This is a genomic window from Streptomyces sp. W16 (assembly GCF_033194735.1).
GTDB lineage: Bacteria > Actinomycetota > Actinomycetes > Streptomycetales > Streptomycetaceae > Streptomyces.
Genome location: NZ_JAWOAI010000297.1, coordinates 1 through 12,353, shown reverse-complemented (window position 1 = coordinate 12,353; position 12,353 = coordinate 1). Strand labels below are relative to the sequence as shown.

Here is a 12,353-nt window from a genome sequence, read left to right as displayed (position 1 = left end):
CGGACCTCGGGCGCCGGTGGGCGCCTGCGGTCGAATGGAATCAGGGGACGCCACGCATCGGTGCTCCACCGCCGTGCGCGCGGTGTGAGACGGCGCAGGGGTGGTACTGCATCGTGATAGCACGTTGCTGCTGATCCGCTGTCTCATGCGTGACCGGGTGCCTCTGGCGGCAGTCGGTCAGTCCATGGAACGGTTTGGCCGAACGGAAACCCATGACGCTCATTTGACGCTCCGAGCGTCTGATGCCCTCCTGTCAGCCCTGAGAACCGCACCTGACCTGTGCTTATTCGCTTCCCGGCCGCGGTGACACGTTTCCGATGACGCACCACGTGGAGTGCGTCGCGATCCTTGAGCCAGTCGCGAAGAGCTCCTGACCCGCTGTTTCATGTGTGCGGGCCGACTTGGTGACGACGGCCGCCGTCGAGGCCCCGCGCTGGGGGCCCGACAGCGAGTGACGTCAGGCGGACCGGCTGACGTCGTCGAAGTCGGTCGAGGCCGACAGCTCTGCCCATGCCAGCATGTCGCGCTCGAAGGCGTCGCGTCCGGCCTGGACGAGCCGAAGCGCGTCGGGGCCGAGCAGCAGGCGCGTCGGCGGCCGGTCGGCTGCCACGATGCGCAGCACCGCGGCGGCGGCCTTGTCCGGGTCGCCCGGCTGGTGCCCGTTGCCGCGGGTGCGCCGGTCACGCAGCGGCTCGAACAGCTCGTCGTAGTCGGCGATCGCACGGGGTGCGCGGATCATCGAACGGCCTGCCCAGTCGGTCCGGAAACTGCCCGGCTCGACGGCGGTGACATGGATGCCGAGAGCGGCGACCTCCTTGCCGAGCGTTTCGAGGATGCCCTCCAGCGCGAATTTGCTGCCGTGGTAGAAGCTGAGCCCCGGCATGGTGATCAGCCCGCCCATCGAGGTGACGGCGATGATGTGGCCCGAACGGCGCTCCCGCATGTGCGGCAGCACGGCCTTGATCACCGCCACGGTTCCGTAGACGTTCACCTCGAACTGACGGCGGAGGTCATCCATCGACGACTCCTCGAAGAGGCCGTCAAGGCCGTACCCGGCGTTGGCGACAAGTACGTCGACCGGGCCCAGGTCGCGCTCGATCCCGTCGACGACCGTGTCCACCGCGTCATGGTCGGTCACGTCCAGGATGTGGGCGTGCGCGTCGCCGGCGAGCGCCTCGAAGGCACGTGCGTCGGCGGGTGTGCGCACCGTGCCCACCACCCGGTGGCCCGCGGCCAGCGCGGCGCGCGCGAGTGCGCGGCCCAGGCCGGTGCTGACGCCGGTGATCAGGAATGTCTTGGTTGTCTTGGATTTCTCGGATGGCTCGGATGGCTTGGTGTCCGACACGGGAGTTCCCTTCGTGCGATGCGAACAGCGGCCGACCGGGGCGGTTGGGCCCCGATCGGGTCGGTCTCGACACGTTCCACTTCAGCACCGGAATCGGCTGCTGACCGGCTTCCGGGGGGTCCGCCTCGCCCCGGGGACAGCCGGACCGGGGGACTGCTAGTCCCCCTTTCACCGGCCGTCGGGGCGATCTGCGGCCCTATCGTGAACGGCATGGACCGCAACACAGCTCTCGGCGAGTTCCTCCGCTCCCGGCGGGCACGGATCACCCCGCGCCAGGCGGGCCTGTCCGACGACGGCGGCTTCCGGCGAGTGCCAGGACTGCGCCGCGAGGAGATCGCGCAACTGGCGGGCGTGAGCGTCGACTACTACGTACGCCTGGAGCGCGGACGCCGACTGAACGTCTCCGAGACCGTGCTGGACGCCATCTCCCGCGCACTGCGCCTCGATCCCGACGAACGCGCCCACCTGTTCCAGCTCGCCAAGCCCGCCGCGGGCAGGCCCCGGCGCACGGCGACGCGTCCGCAGCCGGTCCGCCCGGGGCTGCGCGACCTGCTCCGGATCCTTGAGCACACCCCCGCCCTTGTGCTGGGGCGGCGACTGGACGTACTCGCGTCCAACCGGATGGCACGTGCGCTGCTCACCGACTTCGAGGCGCTGCCGCACAGGGAGCGGAACCTGGTGCGGTTCATGTTCTGCGACGAGACCGCGCGCTCGCTGTACACCCACTGGGACGCCCACGCCCAGGACATCGTCGCCTCGCTCCGGCGCGACGCCGGACGCCATCCCCACGATCCGCTGCTGGCCGAACTCGTCGGCGAACTCTCGATCACGGACGAGGACTTCCGCCACTGGTGGGCCGACCAGAACGTGTACCGGCACACGCATGGCAGCAAACACTTCCACCACCCGGTCGTCGGCCCGCTCACCCTCAACTACGAGTCCCTCACCCTGCCCGCCGACCCGGACCAGCGGCTGAGTGTCTACACCGCCGAGGCGGGCTCCAGTTCCGAAGAGGCGCTTCGGCTACTGGCCGCGTGGATACGGCAGCCCGAGACCTCGCACGGGCAGCACGCGGATCATTAGACGCCCGCGATCACGGCGTCGCAGTCGTCCTGGAGCCGGTCGGGAACAGATCCTGACTTGCGCGGGCCGCTTCGAGACAAGTGCGGGATCGACCACAACCGCATCGGAGTACGCACGGGTTACGGGTGCTCTCCGTGATACCCGTTGTTCTGGAATATGGCGGTCAACTCCTGGTGAAGACCGTAAGCGGAGTGCAAAGAAAGCCTCCGACGCCACAGGTGTTGCGCGGGAAATAGTGGCGGCAAGTCGCCCATGTCGTTGTCATCCGCCCATCTGGCCGGATGGGATCGCCGTCGTCCGAGCCCGGGAAATGGACGTTGCTCCTCCGCGCCGGGGCGGGAAACCATGCGTGGTGCGGCATGTTCATGACCGGCTGAGTGTCGCGGTGTCACGATGTTTCGTGCCAAGGGGGCTGTGTCATGAACAGAGGTCGATTCAGGCTGCTCGGATCCGGGGTGGTGTTCGCTCTCCTCTGGGGTCTGACCTCCACCGTTCCGGCTGTGGCGGTGGCCACGCCGGCCTCGGGCAGCGGAGTCTCGTCCACGGCGAAGTCGACGACGACCGCGAAGTCGACGACGAAGCCGAGACCCGTCGGTCCACAGCACGCGATGACGCTCGCGCAGCGCCGCACCGAAGTCGCGCACGATCGCTCAACCGGCGCGCGTGCCGCGTCCGTTGTGTCGCTGCGGGGATCGCGCCCCACCTCCACCGCGCTGCGCGCAGAGACCGACAAGGCGCGGAAGACCGCCTCGGCACACGGCGCCGCCGCGACAACTGCCGTACACCCGGACGCGGTTGCCGCCACCAGCGTCTTTGGCGTGCCGGACAACGTGGTGATAGCGGGGCCGGGCGGTGATCCGCGGGCCTGGGCCAACCTGGAAGTCTCACCGGCTTCTTTCAACATGGGTGTGGTGGTCCCGGGCGAAACGCTGACGCTGGGCGCGGACATCTGGAACTCGGTCGACGGCTGGGACTCGACGAGCGGCACCTATCTCAATGTGACCGCGACGGTGCACGTCACTTGGAAGCTCTCCGGCTGTGGCCCGAACGTCACCCTCGACGACGGCCAAGTCGTCACCGCACCCTCCACCTTCACCCAGCTCAACACCACCAACGGCGGTCCGACGCCGACCCCGCCCCGGGTGTACGAGACGTACACGGTGCCGCAGGACTGCCCCGCGGGCGGAGGCAACTACATCAGCCTGGACGTGGTCGGCACCGTGACGGACACGGGCGGCACCTCCGGCGGGACCGCCGTCAACGCCTACACCTTCCCCTCCCTCCAGGCCGCCCAGACCTACGGTGGCCGCTGCGGCGGCACGGCCTCCGGTGCCGCCCGGCCGCAGGCGCTGGACTGCGACCCGGTGAACTCGGCGACCGGTGCTTTCTCCGAGGCGTTCACCGACGCGACCGTGGCCGCCCCCGGCGTACCGTTCACGCTGTCGCGCAACTACTCGTCCAATGACGCGACTTCGGGCGCCCTGGGCACCGGCTGGACCCTGCCCTGGGAGACCTCCCTCGCGGTGGCCGCGAACGGTGACGTCACGGTCCGCGACGAGAACGGCGCCACCTTCACCTACGCCAAGACCTCCACCGGCACCTTCACCACGCCCCTGCTGGCCCACTCGACCCTCGCGGCGGTCTCCGGCGGCGGCTACACGCTGACCACGCTGGACGGCCAGGCGCTGACGTTCAGTTCGGCGGGGCTGCTCACCGGCAGGAAGGACCGTTCGGGGCAGGGGCTCGCATTCGCCTACTCCAGCGGGCAGTTGACGACCGTGACGGACGCGGTCGGGCGCGCGGTGAGTCTGTCGTACAGCGGCTCCACCCTCAGCCGGGTCACGCTGGCGGACGGCCGGCACGTCGACTACGCCTATTCCGCGGGCCGGTTGACGACGGTCACGGGTCTCGACGGCGGCACCACCACCTACAGCTACGACACCGGCGGCCGGCTCTCGAAGATCAGCGATCCGCTCGGTCACGACGTGGTGAGCAACGACTACGACTCCTCCGGGCGCGTCCTCACGCAGACCAGCGCCACCGGCGCGGCCACCACGTTCGTGTACCGGACCGGGGAGACGGACATCACCGCCCCGGACGGGGGCGTCTGGAGCGACCTGTACGCCGGCGGGCTGCTGACGGCCCGTTACGACCCCTTCGGCAACCGGACGTACTTCGGCTACGACGGCTACGGCAACCGCACCTCCGTCCTCGACCCGCTCGGCGACCACACCACCTCCACCTACGACGCCACGGGCCACCAACTCACCCGTGTCACACCGAATGTGACGGAGAAGTGGACCTACACGTCCGGCAACGTCGCGACCTACACCGACGGCCGCTCGGACAAGACGTCGTACGGCTACGACACCTCGGGCCGCCTGACGTCGATCACGGACCCCGCCGGCGGGGTGACCAACCTGACGTACACGGCGGCGGGTCTTGCCTCCTCGGTGACGACAGCGCGCGGCAAGAAGACGTCGTACGGCTATGACACGGCCGGAGACCTCACCTCCGTCACCTCGCCGCTGAACGAGCAGACCAACTACACCTACGACGCGTCCGGCAGACGGCTGACCAGTGCCGACCCGCTCGGCGACAGTACCGCCTACACCTACGACGCCGCGGACGACGTCACCTCGGTGACCGACCCGCGCGGCAAGAAGACGTCGTACGCCTACGACGCGGCGCACAACCTGACCTCCGTCACCGATCCCCTCGGCGCGGCCACGAGCTACGTCCACGACGCCGCGAACCGGCTGACGTCCGTGAAGGACGCGGCGGGCAAGAGCACCGCCCGTCTCTACAACTCGGCCGGTCTGGTCGCCTCGGTCACGGATCCGCTGGGCGCCACCACGAGTTACGGCTACGACAAGGCCGGCCATCTGCTGAGCACGATCACCCCGCGCGGCAACGACTCCGGCGCCAACCCGGCCTCGTACACGTGGAGTTACGGCTACGACAGCGCGGGCGACCGGCTCACCGTCACCGACCCGACCGGTGCGACCACCGCCACCGCCTACGACGCCGACCAGCGGCCCGTCAAGGTCACCGACCCGCTCGGCAGGGCGACCGCCTACACCTACGACGACGATGACAACACCACGAAGGTGACCAACCCGCTGAGCCAGAGCGTCAGTTGGACCTACGACAAGACCAACCGGGTCACGAAGATCACCGACAGGCGCTCCTACTCCACCAGTTACGGCTACGACGCCGACCACGACCTGACCTCCGTCACCTCACCGTTGGGCGCGGTGACGACCTACACGGTCGACGACGACGGCCGCCGTATCACCGCCACCGACCCCCGGGGCAACGTCTCCGGCGCCAACGCGGCTGCCTACACCTGGAGTTACGGCTACGACCAGGCCGGCAACCCGGTCACCGTCACCGACCCGACCGGCGCCGCCACCCACCGCTCCTACGACGCGGACGGCAACATCGCCTCCACGACCGACGGCCGCGGCAACTCCACTGCCTACGCCTACGACGCCGACGACAACCTCACCACCGTCACGGCACCCGACACCGGGGTGAGCGCGTACACCTACGACGCCTTCGGCGACATCACCGGCCGCACCGACGCCGACGGTCATGCGACGGCGTACACCTATGACGCCGACCACCGCCTGACCAAGACCACCGACCCGCTCGGCCGCGCCGACAGCCAGGCCTACGACGCCGACGGCGACCCGACCACCACGACCAACGCCCGCGGCCAGACCATCACCACCGCCTACGACAGCCGCGGCCTGCCGACCGGCCGGACCTACAGCGACGGCACCACCGCCGTCTCCTACGCCCACGACGCGGCCGGCCAGGTCACCGGCATCACCGACGCCACCGGCAGCCGCGCCGCCGGCTACGACACCGCGGGGCGGCTGCTCACCCTCTCCGCACCCGGCAGCAGCACGCCCTTCACCTACACCTACGACGCCGACAACGACGTGACGGCGCGTACCAATCCGGACGGTTACCAGGCCACCTTCACCTACAACTCCGACGACGAGGTCACCGCCCAGACCGCCAACTCGGCCACCACCAAATACGCCTACGACGTGGCCGGGAACCTCACCACCACCACACTCCCGACCGCCAACGGCTATACGGAGAGCCGCACTTACGACGGTGCGGGCCAACTGGCGACCATCGCCTCGGCCAACTCCACCAGCACGCTGGCGAGTTGGTCGGCCACGCGGGACGCGAACGGCTCTCCGTCGACGGTGACGTCCACCCGCGCCGGCACCGCACAGCCGCCGACCGGCTACAGCTACGACACCAACGGCCGCCTGCTCTCGGAGTGCACGGCGCCCTCCGGCTCCACCGGCTGCCCCACCGGCTCCTCGAAGACCACCTACACCTACGACAAGGCCGGCAACCGCCTCACCAAGGCGACCGGTACCGCCAGCACGGGCTACACCTATGACGCCGCCGACGAACTGACCAAAGCCGTCACCGGCTCGACCACGACCAACTACGCCTACGACGCCGACGGCGACCAGACCTCCGCGGGCACCACGACCTACAAGTACAACGCGGCGAGCCAGCTGTCCGGCGCCACCGTCGGCTCCACCGCGTACACCTACACCTACGACGCGGCCGGCGACCGGACCACCACCAAGACCAACGGCACGCTCTCGCGCACCACTTACTGGGACATCGACAACCCGCTGCCCCAGATCGCCGACGAGACCAACGGCTCCGGCACCCTGATCGGCGACTACCGCTACGACCCCCTGGGCGAGCCCCAGACCCTGCGGACCGGCGCCGGCACCTACTACGACCACCACGACCTGTCCGGCTCCATCACCGACCTCACCAGCTCGGCCGGAGTCGACCAGACCAAGTACGGCTACGACGCGTACGGCACCACCACGGCCACCACCCTGGTCACCGGCGCACCCGCCAACCCCTTCGCCTACACCGGCCAGTACCAGGACCCCGCCGGCACCGCCCTCGGCTACCAACTGCGCGCCCGCACCTACGACCCGAGCACCGGCCGCTTCACCAGCACCGACCCCGCACCCAGCTCCATCGCAGCCCCCTCCACGTCCTCCTACGCCTACACCGACGACGATCCGACCACTCTCACCGATCCCTCGGGCGCCTGCCCCGAATGCGTCAGCGCCGCCGTCGGCGGCATCGTCGGTGGAGTCTTCGGCGGCATCAGCTACTCCCTCAGCCATCCCCACGACTTCAGCTGGAGCGGCTTCGGCACCGCCGCCGGCAAGGGCGCGCTGTACGGCTTCGGTGCCGGACTCCTCATGCCCGCGGCCGGCGCAGGGGCCGTAGACCTCCTCGGTCTGGAAGAAGGCAGCACCGCCGCCACGGTCACCTCGGCCACCGTCAACGCGGGCGTGGGCGCGGCCTACACCTGGGCCTTCGACAACGCCCTGTGCGAACCCACCACCCCGGGCGACCTGCTCCTCGGAGCGCTCGGCGGCGCCTTCTCCGGCCTGCTCCCCGGCGAATCGCCCACTTCGCTCTCGGCAGTCGAGGGCTCAGACATACCGCCTGGTGCCTGGTGGCCCAACCACGTCACCGTCGGTCCCGGTGAGATCAGGACCGGCGATGTCTTCGGTGACGTCGTCGTCCGGGGCGGAACTCTGCTGGGGAACGTGCACGGCGGCACAACGGTCATCACCGAGGGCGGGACCGTCATCGGCAACGTCCACAACGTGATTCAGCTCGGCAACCACAACATCATCGGTGAGCTGGGTCCGGAGGGCGCGAATTCCCTGATCGGCGACGTTTCCGGCTTCGCTGTCCAGGCCCGCCGGATCTTCGGAGAGATCAACATCTACGGCCGCAGGATGGGACCGTTCAACTGAGCGCAGAGTTGCAGGAAGGGTGCCCGGCCGGGAGAAGACCCGCCGGGCACCCTTCCGTGAACGCGGGGTGCCTACCGTCTCATCGCGAGGTCAGCCCGTTGATCCGCCACAGGCCGTCGCTGGCGGTGTACGCGTCGCCGGATGCCGCCAGGGAGAAGCTGAAGGCGTTGATCCCGAGGAGGTTGGCGACGTGGGACTGCACCCCGGTGACGGGGTTCACCCGCTTCACCTCGTCGCCGACCTGGAAGTAGACCAGGCCGTCGCCGCCGACCGAGATCGACGTGGGTTCGTAGCTCTGGTCGGCCAGTACCCGGGTCGTGCCGGTGGCCACGTTCGTCTGCAGAATGCGGCCCTGGCCCATGTCCGCGGTGTAGGCGAGGCCCGCCTTGTCGAACGCGAGGCCGTAGGAGAAGCCGAGGCCCGTCGCCACCACGCGCGATGTCCCGCCGTCCGGGACGGCGACGATCTCTCCGTTGCCGTCGGTGACGTAGGTCGTGGTGCCGAAGCGGGCCACGCCGAAGAGCGAGGGCAGGCCGGCGGCCAGGGTACGGCGAGCGCCCGTGGCGAGGTCGACCTGTTGAAGCGTGCCGCCGAAGCTGGTGATGTACGCGCTGCCGCCGGCGACGGCCACTCCGCGGAGGTTGCCCAGACCGGTGGTGACCGTGTCGAGCGCTCCGGTGGCCAGGTCGAGCTTGAGCAGATCGCCTCCCGAGTACGCCAGGTACACCGCGCCGGCGTTGTCGGGGGCGATGGCGACCGGGGAGCCGGCCGCCGGTGCGATCCGCACGCAAGCGGTGGACGGGCACGTGATGTCACCCGTCGCGGCAACTGCCGGAGCCGCCAGGGTCATTGTCGCTCCCGACGCCAGCAACGCGCCGAGGGCCAGTGCCACGCCCAGCGCGCGCCCGCGTCCGGCGAGCGAGCGGGTGGGACGGTCGAGCCGGAGTCGTGTCGCGGTCCTAGATCTCATCATCGAGTCCATCCGTTCCTGTCCGTCTACGATCGGTGGGCCCACGGGATCGCCGCGGGCACTGCACCGGACACGTAGCGGGGGCACGGAGAGGTTCACCGAGAGGGCCAAGGACTTTCGGGGCGGGCGGTGCACGCCGGGAAAGCCGGCACCGAGAGCCACCTCCCGCCAGTCGCCGAAGGGCGGCGCCGGCAGGCGTCCTAGTCCTGCCCGCCCGAAGGCTTCGGCCAGCTGTCGAGGAGCTGGTCGTCGGTCATGGCGGTCGGATGCGGGGCCGGTGACGGATCGAGGCCAAAGCCCACCATCAGTGCCTCCGCGTAGCGGCGCCAGGCGTCCGGAGCCACGTCGTTCGTGCGGTCGGCGACCGCGCCGATCATGTACAGGAAGGCGTACACATCGGCGCTGGCGAAGTCCTCGCGGACCGCGCCCGCCGCCACCGCCCGTGCCACCAGGCCGTCCACGAGACGGCCGAGCTGGTCACGGGTCCGCGTGGTCGACCCCTTGCCGAAGTCGGCGTTGGCCAGGACGACTTCCAGGGCGCGGTCCTCGGCCCGCATCCGCGCCGCCTCCAGCAGATAGTGCCGCAGCGCCCCGGCCGGGTCCCGATGCTCCGCGGCCGTGGTCGCGAGGTGCAGGAACACCGTGAACCGCTCGGTGAACAGGGCGTCGACCAGTGCCTGGAGGTCCGGGAAGCGCCGGTAGACCGTGCCGACGCCGAGGCCCGCCTCGCGGGCGATCTCGTTGAGGGGGACGGTGGCCCCCCGCTCGGCGAACAGGCGGTCGGCCGTCGTCATTATCAGGCGGCGGTTTCGTTCCGCGTCCGCTCGCAGGGGGCGTTGGGTATCGGGGCTCACGCCGGGACATTCTCCGGCATCTTCGCCTCGGCGGGGCGGCGCAGCTGCCTGACCAGGAGGGACACGCCCGTCACGACGCTCCACAGCAGCCACGAGTAGACACCGCCCCGCTCGAAGATCCCGGCCGTGCTCGTGGAGGCACCCACGAACGCCTCGCTGAGCAGCCCGAGTGCGCCGACCGCGATGCTGAACACGCGGTAGGCGCGCGGCAGTTGGAGGCTCCGCAGGGAGCCCGCGAGGATCGCGATCGTGTTCGCGCACAGGATGGCGACCGACGCGCCCCCGACATGCAGCGCCAGGCTGTAGCCCGGGCCGTCCGGGGAGCCGTGGAACAGGCCGACCAGGACGAAGCCCACCACGTGCGCGGCGGCGAGGGCGATGACGACGCGGCGCGCACGGCCGGTGAGCAGGGTGGCCGCCAGCAGGACGACGCCGGTCGCGAACAGGATTCCCTGGACGATGAACGACGTGTTCATCAGCGCGTGGTCCGGCGAGCAGATGGTGCGGCCCTGGTAGTGCGTGCCGCAGTCGGGGACGCCCAGGTCGCTGATGTAGTTCGTGGCATAGCTGTAGGGCGGTGAGGTCCAGGCGGCTGCGGCGACCGCCTCGGACACCACCCATTGCACCGCGTTCAGCAGCAGGACGGCCGCTGCCGGCGGAAGCCAGTTCTTGCGTGACATCAGAACCCCTCTCGACAGGTCATGCTCACCAGCCTACATTAAGTGGATAGATCTATCCGTTTAGAGCTCGACGGTCACGTGACGAGCGTCACAAAGCGAGGTTCGAACTTCGAAGGCCGCCGTGCATCTAGTCGGCGTCCACTCCATTCCACCGAGGAACAATCAATGTTGGCTTATCTGCCCGGATTCGCTCCCTGGATCGTCGCCGGCGTCATCTCGTCCTTCGACTGGCGCTGGGGCGCGATCGGCGGTCTCGTCACGGGGCTGCTGATGATGCTGAACGACCGTCGTCGCGGGGTCGGCTTCGACGCCCTGGTCCTGGAGATCAGCACCCTCGCCTACTTCGTGGTGATCGGTGCTGTCGCGGTCGCGAAGCCGGACTCCTCCCTGTCCGACCACACCGACGTCATCTCCTTCGTCTGGCTGGGCGGCACCGCCTGGGGCAGCCTGCTGGTCCGCAGCCCCTTCACGCTGGGGATCGCCAAGCGCCAGACCCCCCGCGAGTACTGGGACATGCCGGAGTTCGTCCAGGTCAACAACCTCATCACCAGCGCCTGGGGAGCCGGCTTCACCTTCATCGCCGTCAGCCTGGCCGTCGCCAACGCGGTGGACGCCCCGGCCTGGGTGGGCATCACCGCCCATGTCGTCGGCCTGGTCGCCCCCGCCGTCTTCACGAAGGTCTATCCCGCCCGCGCCCAGGCCAGGCTCATGGCGCAGGCGCAGGTCCAGCCGCCGGTGCGGGCCGTCCCGTAGACCGGCCGGACGGCCAACTGCCGTCCCTGCCCCACGACTTCACGACCTTTCGACCGCTCGACACCAAGTACTCACCCCCACGAAGGAGTTGGCGCATCGTGAGCACCACACAGGAAGCCGCCACAGCGCGGAACGTCGTCCTCGTGCACGGCGGATTCGTCGACGGATCGGGCTGGCGGGGCGTCTACGACGCACTCCGCGCCGACGGCTACCACGTCAGCGTCGTCCAGAACCCCACACTGTCCCTCGAAGGCGACGTCGCCGTGACCAAACGGGTCCTCGACGCCCAGGACGGCCCGACGGTACTCGTCGGCCACTCCTACGGCGGCGCGGTGATCTCCGAGGCCGGGAACCACGAGAACGTGTCGGCGCTCGTCTACATCGCGGCCTTCGCGCCCGACAAGGGCGAGTCGGTGAACACCCTCATCGCCGACCCGCCGCCCGGGGCCCCGGTGCCGCCGATCCTGCCTCCCGTCGACGGCTTCCTCTTCCTCGACCGGGAGAAGTTCGCCGCGTCCTTCGCCGGGGACCTGCCCGCCGCCGACGCCGAGTTCCTCGCCGACTCCCAAGTGCCTTGGGGACTGGACGCGTTGGGCGGTGCGGTCACCCAGCCCGCCTGGCGCGCCAAGCCGAGCTACTACCTGGTCGCCACCGACGACCACATGATCCCGCCGCCCGCCCAGCGCGTCATGGCCGAGCGCGCCGGTGCCACGGTCGCCGAGACCGGCGGCAGCCACGCCGTGTACGTGTCCAAGCCCGCCGAGGTCGCCGCGTTCATCGAGAAGGCGGCGTCCGGCACCACCGCGTGAGGCCTCTCCGCAGGCAGTCGTGGCG

At 69.7% G+C, this 12,353-nt stretch carries 8 protein-coding genes; 4 read left to right on the top strand and 4 right to left on the bottom strand.

Annotated features, from left to right (window positions below):
- Positions 1–457: 457 nt before the first annotated feature.
- Entirely contained in the window at positions 458–1,345 is an 888-nt protein-coding gene (locus R6V09_RS32115; RefSeq protein ID WP_317884972.1) for an oxidoreductase, read from the bottom strand.
- A gap of 210 nt (positions 1,346–1,555) precedes the next feature.
- On the opposite strand from R6V09_RS32115, the gene R6V09_RS32110 reads away from it, so the two are divergent.
- Both R6V09_RS32110 and R6V09_RS32105 read left to right on the top strand, forming a co-directional pair.
- Entirely contained in the window at positions 1,556–2,428 is an 873-nt protein-coding gene (locus R6V09_RS32110; protein WP_317884971.1) for a helix-turn-helix transcriptional regulator, read from the top strand.
- Positions 2,429–2,847: 419 nt separating this feature from the next.
- On the top strand, positions 2,848–8,262 hold the full coding sequence (locus tag R6V09_RS32105; protein ID WP_317884970.1) for a DUF6531 domain-containing protein: 5,415 nt from the start codon (positions 2,848–2,850) through the stop codon (positions 8,260–8,262).
- A gap of 79 nt (positions 8,263–8,341) precedes the next feature.
- Here the strand turns inward: R6V09_RS32105 and R6V09_RS32100 are convergent, their stop codons facing one another.
- The 3 genes from R6V09_RS32100 to R6V09_RS32090 form a co-directional block, all read right to left on the bottom strand.
- On the bottom strand, positions 8,342–9,244 hold the full coding sequence (locus R6V09_RS32100) for a hypothetical protein (RefSeq protein ID WP_317884969.1): 903 nt from the start codon (positions 9,242–9,244) through the stop codon (positions 8,342–8,344).
- A gap of 188 nt (positions 9,245–9,432) precedes the next feature.
- Entirely contained in the window at positions 9,433–10,026 is a 594-nt protein-coding gene (locus R6V09_RS32095; RefSeq protein ID WP_317884968.1) for a TetR/AcrR family transcriptional regulator, read from the bottom strand.
- A gap of 56 nt (positions 10,027–10,082) precedes the next feature.
- The gene (locus R6V09_RS32090; protein ID WP_317884967.1) at positions 10,083–10,766 is read right to left on the bottom strand and encodes a DUF998 domain-containing protein; all 684 of its coding nucleotides are present in this window, start codon (positions 10,764–10,766) and stop codon (positions 10,083–10,085) included.
- Between the two features lie 165 nt (positions 10,767–10,931).
- Between R6V09_RS32090 and R6V09_RS32085 the strand changes: the two genes are divergently transcribed.
- Together R6V09_RS32085 and R6V09_RS32080 are read left to right on the top strand one after the other, a co-directional pair.
- Positions 10,932–11,519: a hypothetical protein gene (locus R6V09_RS32085; RefSeq protein WP_317884966.1), complete on the top strand. Its 588-nt coding sequence runs from the start codon at positions 10,932–10,934 to the stop codon at positions 11,517–11,519.
- Positions 11,520–11,617: 98 nt separating this feature from the next.
- On the top strand, positions 11,618–12,328 hold the full coding sequence (locus R6V09_RS32080) for an alpha/beta fold hydrolase (protein WP_317884965.1): 711 nt from the start codon (positions 11,618–11,620) through the stop codon (positions 12,326–12,328).
- The last annotated feature ends 25 nt before the right edge of the window (positions 12,329–12,353 follow it).

What these genes read in the sequence shown, in the direction of transcription:
- R6V09_RS32110 (WP_317884971.1), top strand. Translation starts at nt 1,556, where the DNA reads ATGGACCGCAACACAGCTCTCGGCGAGTTCCTCCGCTCCCGGCGGGCA.
- R6V09_RS32105 (WP_317884970.1), top strand. Translation starts at nt 2,848, where the DNA reads ATGAACAGAGGTCGATTCAGGCTGCTCGGATCCGGGGTGGTGTTCGCT.
- R6V09_RS32100 (WP_317884969.1), bottom strand. Translation starts at nt 9,244, where the DNA reads ATGGACTCGATGATGAGATCTAGGACCGCGACACGACTCCGGCTCGAC.
- R6V09_RS32095 (WP_317884968.1), bottom strand. Translation starts at nt 10,026, where the DNA reads ATGACGACGGCCGACCGCCTGTTCGCCGAGCGGGGGGCCACCGTCCCC.
- R6V09_RS32090 (WP_317884967.1), bottom strand. Translation starts at nt 10,766, where the DNA reads ATGTCACGCAAGAACTGGCTTCCGCCGGCAGCGGCCGTCCTGCTGCTG.
- R6V09_RS32085 (WP_317884966.1), top strand. Translation starts at nt 10,932, where the DNA reads ATGTTGGCTTATCTGCCCGGATTCGCTCCCTGGATCGTCGCCGGCGTC.